Raw genomic sequence first — 24,504 nt, 5'->3', positions numbered from 1 at the left:
GGAATCTCCCTGCCATGAGCACCAACTCCCGTCTGCGTCAGTTCGGTACGCGTACCGCCGGTCCCGGTCAGCCCGTGTACATCTGCGGTGAGATCGGCATCAACCACAACGGTGAGCTGGAGAACGCCTTCAAGCTGATCGACGTGGCCGCCGAGGCCGGCTGCGACGCCGTCAAGTTCCAGAAGCGCACCCCGGAGATCTGCACCCCGCGCGACCAGTGGGACATCGAGCGCGACACCCCCTGGGGCCGGATGACCTACATCGACTACCGCCACCGCGTGGAGTTCGGTGAGGACGAGTACCGTCAGATCGACGAGTACTGCAAGGAGAAGGGCATCGACTGGTTCGCGTCCCCGTGGGACACCGAGGCCGTCGCCTTCCTGGAGAAGTTCGACGTCCCGGCGCACAAGGTGGCCTCCGCCTCCCTGACCGACGACGAGCTGCTCCGCGCCCTGCGCGCCACCGGCCGTACCGTGATCCTGTCCACCGGTATGTCGACCCCGAAGCAGATCCGCCACGCGGTCGAGGTCCTCGGCTCGGACAACATCCTGCTCTGCCACGCCACGTCCACCTACCCGGCGAAGGCCGAGGAGCTGAACCTGCGCGTCATCAACACCCTGGAGCGGGAGTACCCGAACGTCCCGATCGGCTACTCCGGCCACGAGACCGGTCTGCAGACCACGCTCGCCGCCGTCGCCCTCGGCGCCACCTTCGTCGAGCGTCACATCACCCTCGACCGCGCGATGTGGGGCTCCGACCAGGCCGCCTCCGTCGAGCCGCAGGGCCTGCAGCGCCTCGTGCGTGACATCCGCACCATCGAGGCCTCGCTGGGCGACGGTGTGAAGAAGGTCTACGACTCCGAGCTCGGCCCGATGAAGAAGCTGCGCCGCGTGGCCGGCGTCGTCGCCGAGGCGGAGATCGCCGCGGCCGCCGGCGAGCCGATGTCGGTCTGAGCACCTTACGGGACGGTCGTACGCCGATGAGCCCCCGCGCCGGATCCGCCGGCCACCACACCCTGGCCTTCGTCGAGAGCCCCGTGCAGCTCCTGAACGTGCTGGAGTGGGCGCACGCACACGCGCTCCGCACGGCGGGGAGCGGTGCGCCCGGGCGCCCCGCGGCGATCCCCGCACAGGGTGGCCCGCGGTCCGGCGAGGGGCGTACATCGGCGGACGACGCGGGGGCGGCCGGACATCAGGCGCCCGGGGGACTCACCCTCGTGGTGCTGTCCCCGACCGACCCGATGACCCGCGGCCAGCTCCGCCGGATGGCGGAGCTGGCCCGCGACGAGGGCTACGTGGTCCGCTGGGAGGAGGCGCGGGGCGGTACGGCCGCGCCGTTCCAGACGGTCGGCGGCCTCACCCGGCTGCTGCGCCGGGCGCACCGGGTGGTGATGGGAGACCCCTTCTCCCGCTACGTCCAGCTGCTGCTGACGATCACCAGGGCGCGCGAACTGGTGGTGGTGGACGACGGCACGGCGACCATGGAGTTCGTCGCCCAACTCGCCCGCGGCGAACGTCTGGTGCGCTGGCACCGCAAGGGCGGCCGCCGGGGCCCACGTGACCTGCTCTTCGCACCGGTGTCGTCGTCGGCGCGGCGCCGTCTGACGCCGAGCGCCCGGCGCACGGTGGAGGTCTTCTCGGCGATGCCGATCGAGGAGGTACCCGCCGGGGTCACGGTCACGGCGAACGACTTCTCCTTCACCCGTGCCCGCTTCGGGCCGCCGCGCATCACCAAGGGCGCGGACCTGGTCGGCACCTCCCTCGTCGAGACGGGAGTGGTGGACGGCGAGCGCTACCTGGAGGCGGTGATGGCACTCGCGCAGGCGCACGGTGCGCGGCGCTACTTCGCCCACCGCCGTGAAAGCCCGGAGAAACTGCACAACTTGGCGGTGCGGACCGGCCTCGAGGTGGTCCGCCCCGATCTGCCGCTGGAACTGATCGCGCGTCGCGGTCCCATCGGCCGTACGGTCCTCAGCTTCCCGTCCACGGTCGTCCACACCCTGCCGCTGGCCCTGGCCGGCACGGAGGTACGGGTGGCGGTGTGCGACATCGACCCGGCATGGCTGACCAACGGGGCGTCGCCGCGGGCCCAGGGCTTCCTGTCGGGAGTCACGGGTGCGGCCCGGGACGTGGACCGGCTGCCCTCGACGGCGGAGCAGGATGTGTCCGCCGGACAGGACGTCGCGGCGGGTTAGCGCCGCCGAGCCCGCAGGATCCCCACAGGCCGCGCGTCTCACCGGCGCGCTCCGGCCATTTACTCTCCCCGCGTGGAGCCGACAGGCGCCGCGCGGGGAGAGTCGTTTCCCCCGCGGGCACCGTGGACAGGGAGCCCGCGGTAGGGACTTGGGCCGACCGGATCAGGGCAAACCGGACTCCGGAAGAGCGGATTCCTCGCCTGATCCGGGCCCGGCCGGCCCAGCGTCATGCCGGGCGTCGCTTCGCTGCCCGCGTCTTCCGCTTCCGGCCGGCGGCCACGGCGGCGGCCGTCATGGCGTCCGCCGGCGGGCCGTCGCCGGGATGCTCATCTGCCTGCGCGGCATCGTTCAAAAGCGATCGAGTTCGCTCTGACAACCGTCTTGGCGCCGCTGCGGTGATGTCATCGGGGCGCCCTCCCCGAACGGACTCCGCTTCGGTTCGATCCCGTTGCCGTGCACCTTCGTTGGGCCGTGATCGCCGTGTGCGCGCCCGGTACGGGAAGCCCCCACATCTCCCCCAAGCCCTCGAACCCTTTCGTTCATCTCCCCTGCGTTCGGCCTTTACCCAACTGTGGGCGCAGCTCGTACAGAACTCGGCGACTCTCGGTTCGCTTTGGGTGGTGATTCCGCCGCTGGCGAAAAACTGCTCAACGCGGTGAAGGGGAGAGGGGGTGGTTTCCATGGTTCCGTCGCGGTTCTTGTACGTAGTTCGCGGGGCGCAGCGAAGACCCGTGGGGGGTGAACCGGCGGTCGGTTGGCGGCTCATCGGATCCAACCACCGTGAACTGGGGCGCAGCGCAGAAACGTTCGCTGGATTCGAAGAGTGCCGGACCGCCGTGAAGCGGCTCCGGGAACGGATCGCGGACGCCAGGATGCTGCTGACCACGTCGGAGGGGGCGGGGGGCTGGAGCTGGCGCCTGGAGATCGACGGCCAGGCGGTCGCGGTCGCAGGGCGGCCGTATCAGCGCCAGCGGGACTGCCAGTACAACGTGGGCCAGTTCTTGAACGCGGTCCCGGTCGCCGAGCTGACGGAGCCGACGGCGCACGCGCCGCGGGGGACCGGTGGCTCACGTCCGCACGAGTCCGGCCAGGCCTCCGGCGATCGGTCCGGTCCGGCCAAGTCGGGCCTCTCCCGAGCAGAGTCGGATGGCGCAGGGCGCGCCCGTTCCGGCGAGGACGACGGTACCGATGCCCCTGACCGGGCTGGAGTGAGTGTGAGATGAGCGTGGTCATACCCCGACTCGGGAGACCGGCGGAACCCGATCCGGAACCCGGTCACTCGGACGAGGCGAGACGTGCCTCGCGCGGGAAACCCGAACCGGTGGACCTTGCCTTCCGCGGGTTGCTCCGCGGCAGCGGCGCCATCGTGTTGGCGATCATGCTGCTGGTGGGTGTCTTCCTCACCTTCCGCGCGTTCCAGGCGCTGAAGGTCGCCAAGTGGTCGTTCCTCACGACCTCCGCATGGGAGCCGGACTCCCATCACTTCGGTATCGCCGCCGTCCTCACCGGCACGGTGCTCATCGGCCTGACGGCGATCACCATCGCCGTGCCGCTGGCGCTCGGCACCGCGCTCTACATCTCGGAGTACGCGCCGCGGAGGCTGAAGCGGACCCTGGTCAGCCTGGTGGACCTGATGGCCGCCGTGCCGAGCGTGGTGTTCGGATTGTGGGGCTTCTTCTTCCTCCAGGCGCATGTGGTCGGGCTCTCCCGCTGGATCTCCACGTACTTCTCCTGGATCCCGATCTTCAAGGTCGACGGGGCCGACCCGAGCGACCCGCTGCAGGCGACGACGGTCTACACCTCCTCGACCTTCATCGCGGGAATCGTCGTGGCGCTCATGGTCACGCCGATCGCCTGCTCGGTGATGCGGGAGACCTTCTCGCAGGCGCCGGCCGGCGAGCGTGAGGGCGCCCTCGCGCTGGGCGCGACCCGCTGGGGAATGATCCGCGCGGTCGTCCTGCCGTACGGGCGGGGCGGCATCATCGGTGGCACCATGCTCGGCCTCGGACGGGCCCTGGGCGAGACCATCGCCGTCTACATGATCATCTCCCCCGTCTTCGCCGTGCAGTGGCACATCCTGCAGAACGGTGCCAACTCCGTCTCCGCGCTGATCGCGCTGCGCTACGGCTCCGCGAGCCAGTTCGGCATGTCGTCCCTGATGGCCGCGGGCCTCGCACTCTTCCTCATGACCCTCGTCGTGAACTTCATCGCGTCCACGATCGCGGCCCGCAGCCGGTCGGGTGTGGGAACGGAGGCCTGACCATGACCACCGACATCCTCAAAGAGCCGGCGGGGCAGACCGTACTGCCGACCGCCGCCGGCCGTGACAACACGCCCGAGGTCCGCCGTAACACCACGTCCTTCAAGGGTTCGGACCTGTTCGCCCTGGTGGGCGCGGCGGTGGGCTCGCTCTCGCTGACCACGCTGCTGTTCGTCTGGATCGCCCCGTTCGACGCGTTCCTGGGCTTCGTCGTCGTCGCGTACCTGCTCTTCATCGCCCTGTACGCCGTGCTGGTCTCCTTCGACGAGAACAGCACCGCGGTGCGGGACAAGGTCGCCGCCGTCCTGTGGCACAGCCTGGCCGCGCTCCTGGTGGGCGCACTGGTCTTGGTGGTGGGCTTCACACTGTGGCGCGGCCACTCCGCTCTCGTGCACCTCAACTTCTTCACCGAGGACATGTCGAGCACGGGACCGCTCCAGCCGCTCACCGACGGCGGCCTGCTGCACGCGATCGTCGGCACCCTGGAGCAGATCTCCATCTCCCTGACCATCACCGTTCCGCTCGGGCTCGCCTGTGCGGTGTTCCTCAACGAAGTGCCCGGACGCTACGCGCGTTTCGTGCGCACCATCGTCGAGGCGATGACGGCGCTGCCGTCGATCGTGGCCGGCCTGTTCATCTACGCCACCGTGATCCTCATCCTCGGTGTCGACAAGTCCGGGTTCGCCGCCTCGCTGGCCCTCAGTGTGATGATGCTTCCCATCATCATCCGCGCCTCCGACGTGGTCATTCGGCTGGTGCCGGGCTCGCTGCGCGAGGCCTCGTACGCGCTGGGCGCGAGCCGGTGGCGCACGGTGTGGACCGTGATCCTGCCCACCGCGCGCTCCGGTCTGACGACCGCGGTGATCCTGGGCACCGCCCGCGGCATCGGCGAGACCTCGCCCGTGCTGCTCACCTCCGGGATCAACGCCGGAATGAACGCCGACCCGCTCCACGGGCCGCAGATCTCGCTGCCGCTGGCCACCTTCGATCTGGTGCGCTCGCCCCAGCCCAACTACATCGTCCGGGGTTTCGGCAGCGCCGCCCTGCTGATGGCTCTGGTCCTGCTGCTGTTCGTGCTGGCCCGAGTGATCGGCGGGCGCGGCCCCGGCGAGCTGACCCGCAACCAGCGGCACCGGCGTGTGCTGGCCTCGCGCCGGGACGCCGAGCGCATGAGCAGGCGCGTCCACCCCAGGACCCCCGCCATCACCCCGGACACCGAATAACCGCTCCACCACCCCGGCCCGCACTCACCCACACCGACCAGGAGTCACCAGCCATGCCCGGATCGCCTCCGGCACCCTTCGCACGCCTGAGAGCCGTCACCGCTCTCTTCCTCTTGGCCGCCCTCCTGTTCGGCGCCACCCCAGCAACCGCCGCGTCCTACGTGCCGATCTCGGGTGCCGGCTCCACCTGGAGCCAGAACGCGCTCGACCAGTGGCGGGCCAACGTCAGGCAGTACGGCATGACCGTGAACTACAACGGCACGGGCTCCTCCGACGGCCGCAACCAGTTCCGCAACGGAACGGTGGACTACGCCGTCTCCGAGATCCCCTACGGCGTCAAGGACTCGGGCGTCGTCGACTCGGCGCCGTCCCGCAAGTACGCGTACATGCCGATCGTGGCCGGTGGTACGTCGTTCATGTACAACCTCACCATCGGCGGCAAGCGGGTGACCAACCTGCGGCTGTCCGGGCAGGTCATCGCCAAGATCTTCACCGGCCAGATCAAGCTCTGGAACGACCCCGCCATCAAGGCCGACAACCCCGCGCTCAAGAACGCCCTGCCCGCCCGCCAGGTCGTCCCGGTGGTGCGCTCCGACGGCTCCGGCACCACGGCGCAGCTCACCACCTGGATGAGCAAGCAGTACCCGTCGCTGTGGGACGACTACTGCCGTCGCGCGGGCCGCAGCACCCCCTGCGGTACGACCTCGAACTACCCGGTCATCCCGGGCAGCCGCATGGTGAGCCAGGCGGGTTCGAACGGTGTCTCCGGCTATGTGGCGCAGGCCGGCAACGTGGGCACCATCACGTACGTCGAGTACTCGTACGCGGTCTACACCACCGGTTTCCCGGTGGCCAAGGTGCTCAACAAGGCCGGGTACTACACCGAGCCGACCGCGAAGAACGTGGCGGTGGCGCTGCTGAAGGCGCGGATCAACGAGGACAGCTCCTCGCCCGCCTATCTGACGCAGATCCTCGACGACGTCTACAACGACAGCGACGCGCGCGCCTATCCGCTCTCCAGCTACAGCTACATGATCATCCCGACCAAGCTGGAGTCGAACTTCAACAACCAGAAGGGCAAGACCCTCGGCGCCTTCGCGTACTACTTCCTCTGCCAGGGGCAGCAGCACGTGGACAACCTGGGCTACTCGCCGCTGCCGAGGAACCTCGTGGAGGCCGGCCTCAAGCAGGTCCGCAGGATCCCCGGGGTCGACGTCCAGAGCATCGACATCAAGAGCTGCCACAACCCCACCTTCTCCACCGACGGCACCAACACCCTGGCCAACACGGCCCCGTACCCGCCCGCCTGTGACAAGCAGGGCCAGAGCCAGTGCGCGACCGGCACCGGCGGGGCCAAGACCCCGACCAACGTCGCCGGCGGATCGAACAACTCGGGCTCCTCCGGCGGTACGGGCGGCTCGGGCACCGGCACCACGGGTACGACGGGCGCCGGCTCGGGTGGTCCGTCCACAGGCACGGGCAAGGGCAGCGGCGGCGCCTCAGGAACGCCCACCGCCGGCGCCACCGTGGACCCGGACACCGGCCAGGTCGTCGGGACGGACGGCGCCGCGGCCGGTGGCACGGGAGTCGACGCGTTCGCCCAGCCCGTCAACACCTCCCGGAGCATCAGCAGCGGCTCCCGGACCGCGCTGATGGCCATGGCCGGCGTGCTGCTGCTCGCGGTCACGGTCGGGCCTCCGCTGCTCAACCGGCGACTGAAGCGGGGCAAGTCATGATCGCTGCGCTCCGCCGCTTCGTCGCCACGTCCGCCGCCGTCGCGGTCGCCCTGCTCTCGGTGATCGGCACCGCCGTGCTGGTCTCGGCTCCCTCGCCCGCCGTGGCAGCCGACTCCGCGTCGAAGGTGACCGTCTCCGGCCAGGGCCCGTACGCGAACCTGAAAGTGACGGTCAGTCAGACCCGCAACCTGGTCAACCAGGTCCTCAAGATCACGTGGAAGGACGCCGCCCCGACGGTCTCGGACACCAACTTCGCCGCGAACTACCTGCAGATCATGCAGTGCTGGGGCGACGGCAAGGACGGACCCGACCCCGAGCAGTGCCAGTTCGGCGGCTCCTCGGCAGGGGGCCCCGGCCCGGTCGCCGGACAGTCGGGCGCGGGCGCGTACACCAACACCCGGCAGCTGAACTACGGCGAGAAGCTGAAGGACGACAAGCAGACACTGCCGCCGCCCAGCAGCACCGGCATCTCGTACGTCCCCTTCCAGCCGGTCGCCGGCAAGGCGATCAAGACGGGGAACTGGAACGAGTTCTACGACGTCAACACCACCAACGAGATCCCCTACGCTCGTACCGGCCCCAACGGCGAAGGCGAGGTCTACTTCGAGGCCCAGACGGGACTCGAGGCACCCGGCCTCGGCTGCGGCGAGGTACCCGACGGGAAGTCCGGGGCGACGGCCGGGCGGAAGTGCTGGTTGGTCATCGTGCCCCGTGGCGAGACCGAGGTGAACGGTTCTTCGTACACCTCGCAGCCCAGTGGCATGCTCCAGTCGTCGCCGCTCAGCGCGAGCAACTGGGAGCAGCGTCTCGTCGTTCCGCTGAGCTTCGAACCGATGGGGAGCTTCTGCCCGATCGGCGCCGACGAGCGCAGCACGCTCGGCAACGAGATGGTCGCCGAGGCGATCACCCGCTGGCAGCCGGCCCTGTGCCAGTCCTCGAGCAAGACGATCTACGGCTACGCACAGGTCACCGACGACACCGCCCGCGCCAAGCTGGTCTCCGGCACGCCCGGGATGGTCTTCCTCGGCCGCCCGGCCACCGGCGACCAGGTTCCGTTCGGCCAGAAACCGGTCTACGCGCCCGTCTCGTTGTCGGGTCTGACCATCGGCTTCTTCATCGAGAGCCAGGCGGGAGACACTGCGCCCGACAAGGTGAGGGCACACGACGGAGCACGGCTGGGCTCGCTCAACCTCACCCCCCGCCTGGTCGCCAAGCTGCTCACCGAGTCGTACCCGGACGGGAACTCGCGCTTCGCGAAGAGCACCGAGGGCAATCCCTTCAACCTGGGCCGCGACCCTGAGTTCCTCAAGTACAACCCCGATTACAAGAACCTCGACTTCCCCGGACGCCTCGGTGACGTGCTCGTGCCCGAGGCCCTGTCCGACGCGGCATGGGACCTGTGGACCTGGGTGGGCCAGGACCCGGCGGCCCGGGAGTTCCTGAACGGCACTCCCGACAACGAGGGACGGTACGGCGACCCCGCCTTCTCGGGCATGAAGGTCAACCCGAACTACCGGAAGATGGCGCTGCCCCGGGAGGAGTTCCCGAAGAGCGACCCGTTCTGCCAGCAGTTCAAAGACCACCCCGACAACCCGCTGTGCATCCAGGACAAGCACCCGTACACGACCGACATGCACTCGGCCGCCCGGGCCGCGGCGCGCGGAGACACGCAGGCCCGCACCTCCTGGGACAACACGACCACGCCCCCCGCCTACAAGAAGGACCCGCCCCAGGCCGCGGGCAAGCGGGCCGTCCTCGCCCTCACCGACACCGCGACCGCGGCGCGCTACGGCCTGGTGACGGTGAAGCTTCAGAACGCCGCCGGCCGTTTCGTGGCTCCCGACAGCCGGGGACTGCTGGCCGGGCAGGCAGCGATGAAGCCGAGCGGGGTCAGCGGGGTGCTCAGCCCCGACCCGTCCACGAAGAGCCGTGACGCCTACCCGCTCACGCTGCTCACCTACGCCGCGACCGTGCCGGAGAAGCTCACCAAGACTGAGGGCCAGGACTACGCGGCCCTGCTGCGGTACGCGGTCGGCAACGGCCAGCGGCCCGGTGTGTCGTTCGGAACCCTGCCCGTGGGCTACGCCCCGCTGCCCGCGACGGTCCGCGCCCAGACCCGTGCGGCCGCCGACGCCATCGCCTCCCGGGCCGGCACCTCGCCGTCCACCCCGTCGACCGACGGCGGGACGGGCGGTACCGGCACGGGCACCTCGGGCGGAACGGGCAACGGCGGGGCCGCGGGCTCGGGCAGCGGTGCCGGAACGTCCGGCGGGCCGTCGGGCGCGCCCAGCAGCACCGCGGCTTCCCCGTCAACTTCCTCCATACCGTCCGGCTCGCCATCCACCGCACCTGCTGCCGCCTCCGGCAGCCCGCTGCTCCGGACCCCGGACTGGGCACTCGGCGCCGTGCGCTACGCCCTACTGATCGCCCTGGTCACCGGCATCGCCGCTGCGATCTGCGGCCCCGTCCTTCCGACGGTCGTGCCGCGCCTCGCGGCCGGCATCACGGCTTGGCGCACCAGGGACAAGACGTCCCCGAAGCAAGAGAGGTGATGCCCGAACCCGAAACACCGACAGGTCCGCGCCAACGAACTGTCCGAACACCGCGCCGGGCATCACCCGGCAAAAGCCTAACCCGAGAGGTATCACACGTGAACAAGAGAATGGCAGCCGTCACTGCCGTGGGCATCGCCGGTCTCCTGACCGGTGCCATCAGCGCCCAGCAGGCCTCGGCCGACCCGTCCGGCACGCCCACCTACCGTCAGCTCGCGGGTGTCGGTTCCGACACCACGCAGGACGTGATGAACGGCCTGTCGAACGCCATCACCATCAACGGCACCAAGGTCATCGGCTCGTACAACGCCGTCGGCTCCGCTCAGATCACCACCAAGGACCCCGTCGCCACCCCGGGCTGCACGCTCAACCGCCCGAACGGTTCCGGCGCCGGCCGCGCCGCTCTGCTGACCTCGCTGCAGGCGAACAACGGAGCCGGTGACGGCTGCGTGGACTTCGCGCGTTCCTCCAGCCTCAACCTGGCCGCCGCCAGCCCGGGCCTGACCTACGTGCCGTTCGCCGTCGACGGCGTGAGCTACGCGATCACCCCCAGCAGCAAGGTGCCGCGGAAGCTCGCCCTGGCCGACCTCAAGGCCATCTACCACTGCAACGCGACCTACGTGGGCACCGGCCCGAACTACAAGTTCACGGTGTACCTGCCGCAGGCCGGCTCCGGCACCCGCAGCTTCTGGGAGTCCCAGATGGGCATCACGGACGCCGACGTGGTCGCCGGTATCTACCCCTGCATCAAGGACACCAAGGGCGGCGCCCCCGTCCAGGAGCACGACGGTCGTGTCCTCGACGACACCGCGCTCGTCCCGTTCTCCATCGCGCAGTACAACGCGCAGTCCTCGCAGACCATCGCTGACCTTCGCGGCCGCGCCATCCTCGGCACGATCGACGGTCTCGCGCCGAACGTTCTCAACAACAACTTCGGTGTGAAGCGCGACGTCTACAACGTCATTCCGACCAGCAAGATCGGTTCGGCACCGTACAGCGACGTCTTCGTCGGCTCCAACTCCCTGGTCTGCCAGCAGACGTCGGTGATCAACACCTACGGCTTCGCGACCAACCCGAACTGCGGCGACACCAGCAAGCAGACCCCCTGACCTCGCCAACTCTTCGATAAATCCTCTTAAAGGAGAGCACGACAGTGCTGAAGAAGACTCTCTCGCGGGCAATGGCGGGCGGTCTCGCGGGTCTGGTCACCGCGTTCGCGGGCGGCCTCATCATGGCTCCCGCGGCGCACGCCGCCGAGATCGGTACGGCCGAGGTCACCCCGGCGACCGGCTTCGACGACACGGGTATGCAGCTGACCACCTCGGACGCCTGCCCGAGCAACGCGACCAACGTCATCGTCTCGGTGTTCGGTTCGGGCTTCCCGACCGACGGCCAGATCGTGGTCGGCAACTCGCCGATCGAGACGTACAACACGGCGCCGAGCGGCGGGATGATCATCCCGCTGACGTCGACGATGCGCGACTACGCCAACACGGCCGGCTTCACCACCCTGACCGGCAAGTACTCCTTCGTCGTCACCTGCCGCACGGCGTTCGACGAGACCAGCCTCGGTGACTTCTCGTCCGCGGTCTGGTTCACGTCCAACACGACGTACCAGAACACCGACCCGGCCGTGAAGACGGACACCACCACCTCCCTCGCGGTGTCCCCGAACGCCCCGGTCACCGCGGGTACCCCGGTGACGCTGACCGCGTCCGTCGGCCCCGCGGGTGCCGCCGGCCAGGTCCAGTTCAAGGACAACGGCGCGGCGCTGGGCAACCCGGTGAACGTCTCCGGCGGCCAGGCGCAGCTCACCACGAGCGCCCTTGGCGCCGGCAGCCACTCGCTGACCGCGGTGTTCACCCCGTCCAGCACGGCCTTCAACGGCTCCACGTCCAGCGCTGTCGACTACACCGTCGAGGCCGCCCCGGCGACCCCGACCACCACCGCGCTGGCCGTCTCCCCCGAGGGCACGGCGGACAAGTTCAGCCCCGTCAACATGACGGCCTCGGTGGCGCCCGCCGCGGCGGGCGGCTCCGTCAAGTTCCAGGACACCGTGGGCGGCACCACCACCACGCTGGGCACCGTTCCGGTCGTGGGTGGTCAGGCCTCCTTCTCCACCAGCAGCCTGGCGGAGGGTGACCACTCCTTCACCGCGGTCTTCGTCCCGACGAACCCCGACGCGTACGCCGGCTCCACCTCCGGTGCCGTCCCCTACGTGATCGGTGCCTTCAAGGGCGTCACCGCCTCCGAGGACATCACCACCACCGTGCAGTCCGGCGCCCTGGTCATCAGCGTCGACAACCCGCACGTCACGCTGCCCTCTCCGCAGCTGAACGCCGACGGCGACCTGCTCACCACCGCGGGCGCGATCAACCCGGTCACGCTCACCGACACCCGCGCCGGTAACCCGGGCTGGTCCGTCAGCGGTCAGGTGACCGACTTCTCCGACGGTGGCTCGCACCAGATCAACGGCCAGAACCTCGGCTGGTCCCCGAAGGTGATCGACAAGGGCACGTCCCAGACGGTCACCGCCGGTTCGTCGGTCGACGCGGCCCACGGTGTCGCTCCGTCCGACTCGGGTGCGGCCGGCCTCAAGGCCTCCCGCTCCCTGGCCAACGGCACCGGTCTGGGCACCGCCCACCTCGGCGCCGACCTGGCCTTCAACGTGCCGACCTCGACTGTGGCCGGCACCTACACCGCCACGCTGACCCTGACGGCCATCTGATCCGGGCGGCTGGGTGACGGGGCAGAACCTCAGCCCCTTTGAGGATCCGCCCCGGGCCGGGACGGGCAGTGATGCCCATCCCGGCCACCTCCGCCCCTCCGCACACCAGGTACCGCCCGCGCCCGAACGGACGACCCGACATGATCACCACCTCAGCCCGCCGCATCGCCGCCCTTCTGGCCGCCTGCCTTCTCGCCGTTCTTCCGGCCGCGGCCGCTTCGGCCACCGCACCGGCCACCCAACGGAGCGACGCGGGGCACGGGGGTACGGGACGTACGACGTTCGGCGTTCAGCCCTCGGCCGCGAAGAAGCCCGACGCGCGGCCGAACTTCTCGTACGGCGCCACCCCGGGCGCCATCGTCAAGGACCACCTCGCCGTCTTCAACTACGGCACGAAGCCCCTCATGTTGAAGGTGTACGCACAGGACGCCTTCACCACCGCCGACGGCGGCTTCGACCTCTACGCCGCCAAGCGCAAGCCCACTGACGCCGGTGCCTGGGTCAAGCTGGGCAAGAACCGGGTGAAGATACCCGCCCGCTCCCGAGTCATTGTGCCCTTCACCCTGACCGTCCCGATGAAGGCGACCCCCGGAGATCACACCGGCGGCATCGTCGCCTCGCTCGCGGCCTCGGCCACCGACAAGAAGGGCAACAAGGTCGCCGTCGACCAGCGGGTCGGCGCGCGTATCTACCTCCGCGTCGCCGGCGAGATCACGTCCCGGCTCGCCGTCGAGAACCTGCACACCGCATACCACGGCACCGCCAACCCCTTCGGCAGCGGCTCTGCGACCGTGACGTACACCGTCCGCAACACCGGCAACGTGCGGCTGGCGGCCCATCAGGCGGTCAGCGTCCGCGACGCGTTCGGCGGCACGGCGAAGGTGGCGAAGCTCCGTGACCTCCCCGAACTGCTTCCGGGTGACGCCGTGACGATGACGACGACGGCCACCGGCGTTTTCCCGGCGTTCCGCGACACGACGACGGTCACGGTCGACCCCCAGCCTGTGCGCGGCGACGTCAAGTTCCGCATCCTGCCCCGTGTCACCCGCACCGTGGCCTTCTCCGCCGTACCCTGGGCGCTGCTCGCCGTGCTCCTCGTCCTCGCCGGCGCCGCTACGGTATGGCTGGTACGCCGCCGACGTCGCCGGAACCCCCCGACCGGGGCCGCCACCAAGTCCACGCGCACGATCGGCAAGAAGTCCGGTGCGAAGCAGGCGGTCGGCCTGGCGGCGGTCGCGCTGCTGACCGTCGGTGCGTTCGTGGCGGGCACACCTGCGGACGCGCAGGCCGCGGACGGCGGGAAGCTCGCGATCACCCCGGCGAAGGGCAGCGACACCGAGCCCATCAGCCTCACCGCAGACGCGCCCTGCCCCGCGACGACGACCAACATCATCGCCAGTGTCACCGGGTCGGGCTTCCCCCGCAGCGGCCAGATCGTCGTGGGCAACTCGCCGCTCACCACGTACACGGCGGTGGCGGGCGGCGGCCTCGCGATCCCGCTGACGTTCACCATGCGGGACTACGCCACCACGGCCGGGTTCACCACCCTCCGCGGCACGTACACCTTCACGGTGAGCTGCCTCAAGAGCCCCTTCGATTTCCACAGCCTGCGGGACTTCACCGGATCGCTGCGCTTCACCGGGAAGACCTCGTACAAGGACGGCACCAAGGTCGTGTTCCCCAAGGCGGCGTCGCAGAACCCCGCCACCGGGACAACGGCTCCGGGAGGGACGGCAGCGGCGCCCCAGGCGGCACCGGGGAAGTCCGGACAGCAGTCGGGGCAGCCCGCGGCGTCCGCCCTGCCGGACAGCTCCGGGACGCCGGTCGCCGCACTCCCGAACGGAGCGGGAGCGAGCGCCGCCCAGGAGTCGAACAGCGTGTTCACCGCTTGGTCGGTGGCCGGATTCACCGTCTTCCTGCTGGCACTCCTGGCCGGCTTCGCCCTCTGGCTGCGCGGCCGTCGGTCCCGGACCGAGGGACCGACCACCGACACCGGCGAGTGATCACCACCACCACGTCCTGATCCACTTCCAAGGGAGAGAAACACCGTGTCCTTCACACTGCACAAGCCCCGGAGGTCCCGAGCGGCCGCCGTCCGCCTCGGTTCGCTGATGGCGGCCTGCGGTACGGCAGGGCTGCTCGTCACCGGGGTGACCGCCGCCCAGGCGTCGGCCGCCGACGCCGGCACGTTGAAGGTGGAACCCCACACCGGCTTCGACGACAGCGGGATCAACCTCACCACCTCGACGGCCTGCCCGGACTCCGCGACCTACCTGATCGTCACGGTGAAGGGCTCGGGCTTCCCGGCCGACGGCCAGATCGTGGTGGGCAACTCACCGATCGACACCTACAACAAGACGGTGGACAACGGCATCATCGTGCCCCTGACGTCAACGATGCGCGACTACGCCAACGTGGCCGGCTTCCAGACCTTGCAGGGCCGCTACGACTTCACGGTGACCTGTCGTACTGCCTTCGACGAGACCAGCCTCGAAGACTTCACGGCGCCGATCTGGTTCACCTCCAACACTAAGTACCAGGACACCGACCCGGCCAGTCCGACCACCTCGCCGACCACCACGACCTCCTCCTCCGCGACGCCCTCGAACACCAACTCGCCGACGGACACGGAGTCCCCCACGGACACGGAGTCCCCCACGGACGACCCGACTCCGACCGACACCACCCTGCCCACCGACACGGCGGCCCCGACGGACACCTCTACGGGCGACGGTTCCCAGGACATCTCGACCAACGTCAACGGCGGTGCGTCCGGCGGTTCGGGCAACGGCGGTTCCCTCGCGGCCACCGGCGTCAACGCGGGCGTGCTCGGCACTCTGTCGGCCGCGCTGGTCCTTGCGGGTGTCGTCGTCGTCCGGCGCGCCCGTGCGCGCGAGGACTTCCCCGCCACCGACACCTCGAACACCTGAGCCGGCTAAGTCCGGAAAGATTGGGAGAAACGACACATCATGTATGCCAAGGCTGTACGCCGCTCACTGGCGGCCACGCTCGTGTCCGTGGTCGGCGCCGGGGCGTTCGTACTGGGCACCGGCGGTGCCGAGGCCGATGTCATCGGGTCGATGCAGGTGGCCCCGGCCACCGGCACGGACACCAGCGGGATCGACTTCACCACCTCGGCGGCCTGCCCGGACACCGCGACCAACATCATCGTCACGGTGAAGGGCTCGGGCTTCCCGTCCGACGGCCAGATCGTGGTGAGCAACTCGCCGATCGACATCTACAACGCGGCGGCGAACGGCGGGATGATCGTCCCCCTGACGGAGACGATGCGGGACTACGCCAGCGAGGCCGGCTTCCAGACCCTCCAGGGCCGCTACGACTTCACGCTGACCTGCCGCACGGCCTTCGACGAGACCAGCCTCGGCGACTTCACGGCGCCGATCTGGTTCACCTCGAACACCGCGTACCAGAGCACCGCGCCCGTCACCGCCACGACCACCACGCTCGCGGCGAGCCCGGCGAGCTCGGCCGTGCAGGGGACGGCCGTGAAGCTGACGGCGACCGTCGCCCCGGCTGCCGCGGTCGGCACGGTGCGCTTCCTCGACGGGACGACCCAGCTCGGTACCCCGGTCGCCGTGTCCGGTGGAACGGCCACCCTGACCACCAGCGCCCTGGCCGTCGGCACCCACACGCTGACGGCCGCGTTCACCCCGTCCGACTCGGCGGTGTACGGCGCCTCGGCGTCCGCTCCGCTCTCGTACACGGTCAAGATCAAGCCCCCGGCGGTCGTCACGGCCGCGAAGGTGACCGGCACGGTGCGGGTCGCTTCCACGGTGACCTGCTCGGTGTCGTTCAGCGGCGCGACGTCCACCAAGTACGCCTGGCTCCGTGACGGCAAGACGGTCAGCGGCGCCACCGCTCGTACCCATGGGCTGACCTCGACCGATTACGCGCACAAGATCGCCTGCCGGGCGACCGCCACGAACACCACGGGCAGCACGACCTCGACCAGCCCGTCCGTGACCGTGGCCGTCGGCCCCGCCCTGAAGAACGTGGCCAAGCCCTCGATCGCCGGCACCCACCGGGTCGGCTACCGGCAGACGGCCCGTCCCGGGTCCTGGTCCCCGTCGGCCACGTCGTACAGCTACGTCTGGAAGCGTGACGGCCGGACGATCAGCGGTGCGACGCACTCGACGTACACCGCCACCCGCTCGGACCGCGGTCACAAGCTCACCGTGACGATCACGGCGAAGCGCACCGGGTACAGCAAGGGCACCGCAACCACGGCGTCGGTGAAGATCGGATGACGGCACCGACCGCCTCCCCGTCCGGGACCCTGGCAGCCGACAACACGTCGGCTGCCGGGCCCGGCCGGGTCCGGCCCCCCCGTCCGGCACGCCCGGCCGCCGGGCCCGGACTGCGTATTCTCAGCGCCGCGTTGAGCATCCTCGCCGCGCTGCTGCTCGGCTTTGTCGCCGACGCCGGCCTGGTCAGCGATCTGCGGCACGCCCGCGACCGCCAGGTCGACTACGCCGGCTTCCGCTCCGCCCTGGCCAACGGGGTCGCTCCGGTGGGCCAGTCCACCGGCGGCGGTCGCGCGCCGAACCCCGGTGAGCCCGTCGCGCTCCTGGAGATCCCCGCGCTCCACCTGCGTGAGGTGGTCCGCGAGGGCACCACCGCCGACGACCTGTCCCGTGGCCCCGGTCACCGCCGGGACACGCCACTGCCCGGTCAGTCCGGGGTCAGCGTGATCATGGGCCGTCAGGCGACGTACGGCGGACCCTTCCGCCGGCTGGGCGAGCTGAGCACCGGCGACACCCTCACCCTCACGACGGGGCAGGGCAAGCACACCTACCGGGTCATCGGGCCGCGCCGGTCCGGCGACCCCCAGCCGCCCGCACCGGCCGAGGGCCACGGGCGCCTCACGCTCATCACGGCCGACGGCACCCCCTTCGTGCCCCGGGGCATCCTGCGGGTGGACGCGGACCTGGTCTCCACCGCCCAGCCCACCCCCGCGCCCGCTGTCGCCTCCGGCGCCCTGCCGGACGACGAGAAGCCGATGGCATCCCAGCAGACGGCCTGGCTGCCGCTCGTGCTGTGGGGTCAAGCCCTCGTCCTGGCCGCCGCGGCCCTCGCCTGGGCGCACGCCCGCTGGGGCCGGCCGCACACCTGGGTGGTCGGTGTCCCGCTGCTGGGCGCGCTGGGCCTGATGGTCGCCGACCAGGCGATGCTGCTCCTGCCCAACCTGCTGTGACCCCTTGCCGTGACCGAGTACCCCACCGCTGAAGCTGATGAAGGACAAGCCGTGACCGACCAGACAACTCAGACCGAGACCACGCTGCCCCTGCCCCCGGTCGCGGCGACCGAAGTGACCGGAGCGTCTCTCGAAGCCCGCAAGATCTCGGCCTGGTTCGGCGACCACAAAGTCCTGGACCGCGTGTCGCTGACCATGCCGTCCGGCCTGGTCACGGCACTCATCGGCCCCTCCGGCTGCGGCAAGTCGACGTTCCTGCGCATCCTCAACCGGATGCACGAACTCGTCCCGTCCGCCTCGCTGGCCGGCGAGGTCCTGGTCGACGGCCAGGACGTCTACGCCCACGGGCAGCGGCTGACCGAGGCGCGGCGGAAGGTCGGCATGGTCTTCCAGAAGCCGAACCCGTTCCCCGCGATGTCGATCTACGACAACGTCACCTCCGGTCTGAAGCTGACCGGCACCCGGGTGAGCGGCGACGCCAAGGACGACCTGGTGGAGGAGTGCCTGACCAAGGCAGGCCTGTGGAAGGAGGTCAGGGACCGCCTCCGCCAGCCGGGTGGCGCGCTCTCCGGCGGCCAGCAGCAGCGTCTGTGCATCGCCCGGTCCCTCGCCGTACGCCCGCAGGTCCTGCTGATGGACGAACCCTGCTCGGCCCTGGACCCCACCTCCACGCGCCGTATCGAGGAGACCATCCGCGAGCTGGCCCATGAGGTGACCATCGTGATCGTCACCCACAACATGCAGCAGGCCGCTCGCGTCTCCGACCAGTGCGCCTTCTTCCTGGCCGAACAGAACACCCCCGGCGCCATCGTCGAGCACGGACCGACCCCGGTGATGTTCTCCAACCCGACGGACCCCCGGACCGCCGACTACGTGGAGGGCCGCTTCGGCTGACGGACCGCTCCGGCGGCGCAGGTCCGGACGGCATCCCGGCGGCTCGCGCTCCGTTGCCCGGTCGAGGAACATCGACCGCGGCAGTCGGCGCGTGCCCGCCGCGGGAGAGAGCGACGGTGCGCGAGCGGCGGGTCGGTCCTTGGGCCCGGCCTCGCCCGTCGCCGTCGCTGAGCCGGAGGCGCGGACCGGCCGCCGGTGTCTCCGGGCGCGTCGCCGTTGCCAAGCCGCAGGTGCGGACCGGCCGCCGGCACTGAGCCCGAGGTGCGGACCAGCCGCCGCCGTACGCATCCGCCCGGCCCCTCGGCGCTCCTCGCCGACCCGTCGGGCGGCCCCGTTCCGGGACCCGGTGGGCCCCGTCGGAGTCCTGGGGTCCCTCAGGCCCCGTCGTCCTGAGATTCCCGCTGCTTGCCGGCCAGCAGGAAGGCACGCTGCCGCTTCCCGCCCGCCTCCGGCTCCAGCAGCGTGTACGCCCGGACGGGCAGATCGGCCTTCGCGAGATGGGCCGCGATCGTGTCGGGGGCGTGCCAGTGGTGGTCCAGGTCGATCCGGTGCCCAAGGCCCTCCGTCGCCGCGACGTGTTCGTCGTCACCTGTCTCGAACGCCACAAGGGCGTGCCCGCCGGGAGTCAGGACCCGGTGGAACTCGGCGAAGACCGTGGGCAGGTACTCCTGCGGCACATGGATGATCGAGTGCAGCGCGGCGATGCCGCCGAGGGTCCGGGGCGGCAGGTCCAGGGCCGTCATCGTGCCCACATGGAAGCGGACATCGGGGTGCGTGCGCCGGGCCAGGGCCACCATGCGGGGGGACACGTCGACCCCGAACACGGGCACCCCGAGGGCGTGGAGTCTCGCCGTGACATGACCGGCGCCGCATCCCAGATCGGCCACCGGGGCGGGACCGTGCTCCCGCACCAGGTCCGCGAACCCGGTGACCAGGGCACGGTCCACCGGGCGGGTAGCGAGTCCGTCGGGGAAACGGGCGGCGTAGTGGGGGGCCATGGTGTCGTACGAGACCCGTGTGGCGCGTATGAAGTCCGGTTCCTGGGCGTTCACGCTGGCGCACGCTACTCGGCCGGACGGGGGACCGGGGGCGGGCTTTCGAGGGTTCACCGTCCCGCCATGTGGACGTCGGTCTCGGCCTTGGAAGCCGAACCGGCGTATGGAGCGGTGCTTAAGGGAGAGGAACGGGGGCGTGGCGTGGTATCCGTGGGGTACGCGGGAATGGAGCCGGGTCCTCCGGACGTTCCCCGCGACGGGACGCTCGGACTCGGGAGCGGTCCCGTGCAGGGATCACGGGGCGCCCTCCGCGGCGCCGGACGGCTCCGCGGCCACCCCGACGGACCTGGTCGATATCCGTCGATCCCACTGCCCGGAAAAGCCGGGTGAGTGTACCCATCCCAACCGCCGGATATGCGGCGGGCGGCCGACTTTTCTTCGCCTGAGGGGCTGAAGTTTCGCCATCGAGGGCCGGTCGACCGCTCGATCGCCCTACCCTTCAAAGGGTGAACCATTTGATGTCCAGAGAGTCCGAGGCCGATCACCCCGGGGACGCCCTGCTCCCCGGCGCGCTGCCCGAGGCACTGCGCGCTGAACTTGTCGCCTTCCGCCGCGACCTGCACATGCACCCGGAACTCGGCAATCAGGAGTTCCGCACGACTGCCGCGATCAAGGAACGCCTCGAGAAGGCCGGACTTGCGCCGCGTGTGCTCGACGCCGGTACCGGGCTCTTCTGCGACATCGGCGAGGGGGACGGCGTACGCCCCATGCTCGCCCTGCGCGCCGACATCGACGCGCTCCCCATCCCCGACACCAAGACGGACTGCGCCTACCGCTCCACCGTGCCCGACCGCGCCCACGCCTGCGGGCACGACGTGCACACCACGGTCGTCCTCGGCGCCGGACTCGTCCTCGCCGCACTGCACCGCGAGGGCAGGCTGCCGCAGCCCGTGCGGCTGGTCTTCCAGCCCGCCGAGGAGGTCCTCCCGGGCGGCGCCGCCGACGCCATCGTGTCCGGTGTCCTGGACGGTGTGGGGCGCATCATCGCCGTGCACTGCGACCCCAGGGTCGACGCGGGACGCATCGGGCTGCGGCACGGCCCCATCACTTCCGCCTGCGACCGGCTGGAGATCGCGCTGAACGGCCCCGGCGGCCACACCGCGCGCCCCCACCTCACCACCGACCTCGTCACGGCCGCCGCGCGGGTCGCCACCGAGGTGCCGGCGCTGGTCGCGCGCCGCGTCGACGCCCGGAGCGGACTCGGCGTCACCTGGGGCCGGATCGAGTCGGGCCACGCACCCAACGTCATCCCGCAGCACGCGGAGCTGTCCGGGACCGTGCGCTGTCTGGACCTCGACGCCTGGCGGCAGGCGCCCGACCTCGTGCACGCGGCGATCGACGAGATCGCCAACCTGTACCGGGCCAAGTCCGAGATCAACTACATCCGCGGGGTGCCGCCCGTCGTCAACGACCCCATCGTGACCGACCTGCTGCGCGAGGCCATGGTCGCGCGCCGCGGCGTCCACTCCGTCGAGGACACCGAGCAGAGCCTCGGCGGCGAGGACTTCTCCTGGTACCTGGAGCACGTGCCGGGCGCCATGGCCCGCCTCGGTGTCCGCCGGCCCGGGGACCACCTGATCCGCGATCTCCATCAGGGTGACTTCGACGTGGACGAGCACGCCATCACCGTGGGCGTCGAGCTGATGACGGCGGCGGCACTGCTGGACGCGGAGCGGTAGACCGTACGGGAGCGGGCGGTTCCGGGGGCGCCGACCGAGCGTCCCCGGGTTCCGGAGCGGTGGGCCCGAAGGACATCAGGGCGGTGCCGCGGAGCGCCATCGGGGTGTCCCTCAGGGCCCCCCACCGAGGTGGCCGGAACCGGCTCCCGATCCGCGCCTTTCGCCCCCTTGTGACACTCCTCGGTAACGGCCGTCGCGCAAACGTAACCCGGTGGCGGCACGAATCGATAACGGCCGCGAGAAACCCCGTTCCCCTCCCCTTCTACGCGCGTTACTGTGCGCCGGAATCGCTGCTGTGGCGGCGCATTGGGGAAGCGGGCCGGTCACGGTGCCGTGGGGACGAAGGGGTGGCTTGCTGTGCGTGTGATCTCTCGGAGGACGAGGTTCTCCCAAGCTGCGGTGACCGTGGCGGTCATCGCCCTCGCGGCCGCTGGGTGCGGCAAGTCCAGCACGGAGTCGAACAGCAACTCCGACTCTGGCAAGAGCTCGTCCGGTTACACGGGCAAGGGCATCGGTCTGGCCTACGACATCGGCGGCAAGGGCGACCAGTCCTTCAACGACGCCGCCTTCGCCGGCTTCCAGAAGGCCGAGCAGGAGTTCAAGATCGGCGGCCGGGACGTCGAGCCGAACGACAACGAGTCGGACGCCGACAAGGTGCAGCGGCTCGAACAGCTCGCCAAGGCGGGCTACAACCCGATCATCGGTGTCGGCTTCGTCTACGGGCCGGCCGTCAAGGAGGTCGCGGCCAAGTACCCGAAGATCACCTTCGGCATCATCGACGACAACACGGTCCAGGCGGCGAACGTGGCCGACCTGGTCTTCCATGAGGAGCAGTCCTCGTACCTGGCCGGTGTCGCCGCGGCGAAGACGACCAAGAAGAACCACATCGGCTTCATCGGCGGTGTGGACATCCCGCTCATCCACAAATTCGAGGCGGGCTTCGACCAGGGCGCCAAGTCCGTCAACCCGAAGATCAAGATCGAGTCGCAGTACCTGACCCAGACGCCACAGGAGGGCGGCTTCTCCAGCCCCGACAAGGGTAAGGAGGCGGCCAACGGCCAGATCGCGGCGGGCGCCGACGTGATCTACCACGCGGCCGGTCTGTCCGGTCAGGGCGTGATCCAGTCCGCCGCCGAGCACAAGGTGTGGGCCATCGGCGTGGACTCGGACCAGTACGAGCAGAGCGCGCTGGCCAAGTACAAGGACTACATCCTCGGCTCGGCCCTGAAGAACGTCGGCGGCGCGGTCTACGACCTGGCCAAGTCCGTCGTCGACGGCAAGCCGCTGACCGGTGAGCAGCGCGGCGACCTCAAGTCCGGTGGTGTCGGCTTCGCGGACAGCAACCCGAAGTACCAGGCGATGAAGGACGTCGTCGCGGCGGTCGAGAAGGCCAAGCAGGACATCATCGACGGCAAGATCACCGTCAACACCAACTAGTCGGCTCCACCAAGCGGACTGCGACCAGAGGCGCCCCCGGCCGGGGAACCGGCCGGGGGCGCCTGCGTGGCCGCGTCGCGCGCGGCAGGGCGGTCCCGGGGGGCGGGCGCAGCTTGGAAGCGGGCGGCGGAGGCGGCGTAGGGTGACTGTTTCCCGTCGCATCCGACTCCGCCCCCGGTCCCTCCCACGTTTCCGCGGTGACACCACCCCTCATACCCCTCCGCGCGATGCCCGCGCCCTTGCCTCCTGCAAGCGCCGCACCGCTCTCCGTGACGTGCCGTGTGGCTGTGGCCACATCTCGATAACAGACCGGACAGAAGGGGTTTTCCGTCTGGTCTACGCGCGTTACGCTGCCGCGGAACCAGCGCCTGGTATGGGCGCAACGCACAAAGGAGTCTCGTTCCATGCGCCGGGTGTCCCGAATCGCCGTTGCTGGCGTAGCAACCGCAGCCCTTGCTGTCACCGTTTCCGCCTGCGGCAGCTCGTCCACCTCGTCCGCCGGCGGCAAGGGCGGCAAGTCCCAGGGCATCGGCCTTGCGTACGACATCGGCGGCAAGGGCGACCAGTCCTTCAATGATGCCGCGTACGCCGGCTTCCAGAAGGCCGAGAAGGACTTCGGCGTCAGCGGCCGCGACGTCGAGCCGCAGGACGGCGAGACGGACGCCGACAAGGTGCAGCGTCTGGAGACGCTCGCCAAGGCGGGCTACAACCCGGTCATCGGCGTCGGCTTCGTGTACGCGCCGGCCGTCAAAGAGGTCGCCGCCAAGTTCCCGAAGGTGACCTTCGGCATCATCGACGACAACACCATCCAGGCGAAGAACGTCGCCGACCTGGTCTTCCACGAGGAGGAGTCCTCCTACCTCGCCGGTGTCACCGCGGCCAAGACCACCAAGAAGAACCACATCGGCTTCATCGGTGGCGTGGACATCCCGCTCATCCACAAGTTCGAGGCGGGCTTCGTCCAGGGTGCCGAGTCGGTCAACCCGAAGATCAAGATCGAGAAGCAGTACCTGACCCAGACGCCTCAGGAGGGCGGCTTCTCCAGCCCCGACAAGGGTGAGAGCGCCACGAACGGCCAGATCGACGCCGGTGCCGACGTCATCTACCACGCGGCCGGTCTGTCCGGTCAGGGCGTCATCAAGGCCGCCGCCGCGCACAAGGTGTGGGCCATCGGCGTCGACTCCGACCAGTACGAGCAGAGCGCGCTGGCGTCGTACAAGAACTACATCCTCACCTCGGCCCTGAAGAACGTCTCCGGTGCCGTGTACGACCTCGCCCAGTCGGTCATCAAGGACAAGAAGCCGCTGAGCGGCGAGATCCGCGGCAGCCTGGACAACGGCGGCGTCGGCCTGGCCGACTCCAACCCGGTGTTCAAGAACAACGCCGACCTGCAGGCCGCGCTGAAGAAGGCCGAGCAGGGCATCAAGGACGGCACGATCAAGGTCAAGACCTCCTGACGTCCGCCTGCGTGAAGTGCGTCCCCGGAGTCCCGGCGTCGACATAACGGCGCCGGGACGTCCGGGACAAGAGG

Annotated in this window: 18 protein-coding genes; 17 read left to right on the top strand and 1 reads right to left on the bottom strand. The window is 70.1% G+C overall.

Features of this window, described 5'->3' with window-relative positions; all coding sequences use genetic code 11:
• Window positions 1-14: 14 nt before the first annotated feature.
• The 14 genes from ACWDA7_RS08670 (at window position 15) to ACWDA7_RS08605 (ending at window position 18,802) form a co-directional block, all read left to right on the top strand.
• Window positions 15-953, top strand: a complete 939-nt coding sequence (locus ACWDA7_RS08670) for an N-acetylneuraminate synthase family protein (RefSeq protein ID WP_360998101.1) — start codon at window positions 15-17, stop codon at window positions 951-953.
• 26 nt (window positions 954-979) lie between these two features.
• Window positions 980-2,194, top strand: a complete 1,215-nt coding sequence (locus ACWDA7_RS08665) for a hypothetical protein (RefSeq protein ID WP_450603421.1) — start codon at window positions 980-982, stop codon at window positions 2,192-2,194.
• Window positions 2,195-3,030: 836 nt separating this feature from the next.
• The gene (locus ACWDA7_RS08660; RefSeq protein ID WP_450603420.1) at window positions 3,031-3,417 is read left to right on the top strand and encodes a hypothetical protein; all 387 of its coding nucleotides are present in this window, start codon (window positions 3,031-3,033) and stop codon (window positions 3,415-3,417) included.
• A gap of 98 nt (window positions 3,418-3,515) precedes the next feature.
• The gene (gene pstC, locus ACWDA7_RS08655) at window positions 3,516-4,454 is read left to right on the top strand and encodes a phosphate ABC transporter permease subunit PstC (protein ID WP_450603419.1); all 939 of its coding nucleotides are present in this window, start codon (window positions 3,516-3,518) and stop codon (window positions 4,452-4,454) included.
• 2 nt (window positions 4,455-4,456) lie between these two features.
• Complete coding sequence (pstA, locus tag ACWDA7_RS08650) at window positions 4,457-5,677, top strand: phosphate ABC transporter permease PstA (RefSeq protein WP_450603418.1); 1,221 nt, start codon at window positions 4,457-4,459, stop codon at window positions 5,675-5,677.
• A gap of 53 nt (window positions 5,678-5,730) precedes the next feature.
• A complete protein-coding gene (gene pstS / locus ACWDA7_RS08645; RefSeq protein ID WP_450603417.1) occupies window positions 5,731-7,413 on the top strand; it encodes a phosphate ABC transporter substrate-binding protein PstS in 1,683 nt (560 codons plus the stop codon).
• Entirely contained in the window at window positions 7,410-9,965 is a 2,556-nt protein-coding gene (locus ACWDA7_RS08640; protein WP_450603416.1) for a hypothetical protein, read from the top strand. Before pstS ends, ACWDA7_RS08640 begins: the two co-directional genes overlap by 4 nt.
• A 98-nt stretch (window positions 9,966-10,063) precedes the next feature.
• Window positions 10,064-11,074, top strand: coding sequence for a substrate-binding domain-containing protein (locus tag ACWDA7_RS08635; protein ID WP_450603415.1), 1,011 nt, complete (start codon window positions 10,064-10,066; stop codon window positions 11,072-11,074).
• 44 nt (window positions 11,075-11,118) lie between these two features.
• Window positions 11,119-12,693, top strand: a complete 1,575-nt coding sequence (locus tag ACWDA7_RS08630) for an Ig-like domain-containing protein (protein ID WP_450603414.1) — start codon at window positions 11,119-11,121, stop codon at window positions 12,691-12,693.
• A gap of 140 nt (window positions 12,694-12,833) precedes the next feature.
• Window positions 12,834-14,696 carry a WxL protein peptidoglycan domain-containing protein gene (locus tag ACWDA7_RS08625; RefSeq protein WP_450603413.1) on the top strand — a complete coding sequence of 621 codons (1,863 nt, stop codon included), beginning with the start codon at window positions 12,834-12,836 and terminating at the stop codon, window positions 14,694-14,696.
• Between the two features lie 45 nt (window positions 14,697-14,741).
• On the top strand, window positions 14,742-15,623 hold the full coding sequence (locus tag ACWDA7_RS08620) for a hypothetical protein (RefSeq protein ID WP_450603412.1): 882 nt from the start codon (window positions 14,742-14,744) through the stop codon (window positions 15,621-15,623).
• Window positions 15,624-15,662: 39 nt separating this feature from the next.
• Window positions 15,663-16,961 carry an Ig-like domain repeat protein gene (locus ACWDA7_RS08615; protein WP_450603411.1) on the top strand — a complete coding sequence of 433 codons (1,299 nt, stop codon included), beginning with the start codon at window positions 15,663-15,665 and terminating at the stop codon, window positions 16,959-16,961.
• Window positions 16,958-17,908 (top strand): sortase, encoded by a 951-nt coding sequence (locus ACWDA7_RS08610; protein WP_450603410.1) that lies wholly within the window; start codon window positions 16,958-16,960, stop codon window positions 17,906-17,908. The genes ACWDA7_RS08615 and ACWDA7_RS08610 overlap by 4 nt, the downstream gene beginning before the upstream one ends.
• 114 nt (window positions 17,909-18,022) lie before the next feature.
• Entirely contained in the window at window positions 18,023-18,802 is a 780-nt protein-coding gene (locus ACWDA7_RS08605; RefSeq protein WP_450603464.1) for a phosphate ABC transporter ATP-binding protein, read from the top strand.
• A 374-nt stretch (window positions 18,803-19,176) separates the two neighbouring features.
• Here ACWDA7_RS08605 and ACWDA7_RS08600 read toward each other — a convergent pair whose 3' ends face one another.
• A complete protein-coding gene (locus ACWDA7_RS08600) occupies window positions 19,177-19,854 on the bottom strand; it encodes a class I SAM-dependent DNA methyltransferase (protein WP_450603409.1) in 678 nt (225 codons plus the stop codon).
• Window positions 19,855-20,315: 461 nt separating this feature from the next.
• Here ACWDA7_RS08600 and ACWDA7_RS08595 point away from each other — a divergent pair, with 461 nt between their 5' ends.
• From ACWDA7_RS08595 to ACWDA7_RS08585, 3 genes are all read left to right on the top strand, one after another.
• Window positions 20,316-21,536 (top strand): M20 family metallopeptidase, encoded by a 1,221-nt coding sequence (locus ACWDA7_RS08595; RefSeq protein WP_450603408.1) that lies wholly within the window; start codon window positions 20,316-20,318, stop codon window positions 21,534-21,536.
• A 399-nt stretch (window positions 21,537-21,935) separates the two neighbouring features.
• Entirely contained in the window at window positions 21,936-22,973 is a 1,038-nt protein-coding gene (locus ACWDA7_RS08590) for a BMP family lipoprotein (RefSeq protein ID WP_450603407.1), read from the top strand.
• Between the two features lie 404 nt (window positions 22,974-23,377).
• Window positions 23,378-24,430, top strand: coding sequence for a BMP family lipoprotein (locus tag ACWDA7_RS08585; RefSeq protein WP_450603406.1), 1,053 nt, complete (start codon window positions 23,378-23,380; stop codon window positions 24,428-24,430).
• Window positions 24,431-24,504 lie beyond the last annotated feature (74 nt).

The sequence above is a fragment of the Streptomyces sp. NPDC001156 genome (assembly GCF_053598275.1).
The sequence above is the reverse complement of the archived record's forward strand: the minus strand, read 5'-3'. Positions and strand labels throughout refer to the sequence as shown.

Bases quoted from the DNA above. Each gene is read 5' to 3' on its own strand.
- ACWDA7_RS08670 (WP_360998101.1), top strand. From the start codon at position 15: ATGAGCACCAACTCCCGTCTGCGTCAGTTCGGTACGCGTACCGCCGGT.
- ACWDA7_RS08665 (WP_450603421.1), top strand. From the start codon at position 980: ATGAGCCCCCGCGCCGGATCCGCCGGCCACCACACCCTGGCCTTCGTC.
- pstA (WP_450603418.1), top strand. From the start codon at position 4,457: ATGACCACCGACATCCTCAAAGAGCCGGCGGGGCAGACCGTACTGCCG.
- pstS (WP_450603417.1), top strand. From the start codon at position 5,731: ATGCCCGGATCGCCTCCGGCACCCTTCGCACGCCTGAGAGCCGTCACC.
- ACWDA7_RS08640 (WP_450603416.1), top strand. From the start codon at position 7,410: ATGATCGCTGCGCTCCGCCGCTTCGTCGCCACGTCCGCCGCCGTCGCG.
- ACWDA7_RS08625 (WP_450603413.1), top strand. From the start codon at position 12,834: ATGATCACCACCTCAGCCCGCCGCATCGCCGCCCTTCTGGCCGCCTGC.
- ACWDA7_RS08615 (WP_450603411.1), top strand. From the start codon at position 15,663: ATGTATGCCAAGGCTGTACGCCGCTCACTGGCGGCCACGCTCGTGTCC.
- ACWDA7_RS08610 (WP_450603410.1), top strand. From the start codon at position 16,958: ATGACGGCACCGACCGCCTCCCCGTCCGGGACCCTGGCAGCCGACAAC.
- ACWDA7_RS08595 (WP_450603408.1), top strand. From the start codon at position 20,316: ATGTCCAGAGAGTCCGAGGCCGATCACCCCGGGGACGCCCTGCTCCCC.
- ACWDA7_RS08585 (WP_450603406.1), top strand. From the start codon at position 23,378: ATGCGCCGGGTGTCCCGAATCGCCGTTGCTGGCGTAGCAACCGCAGCC.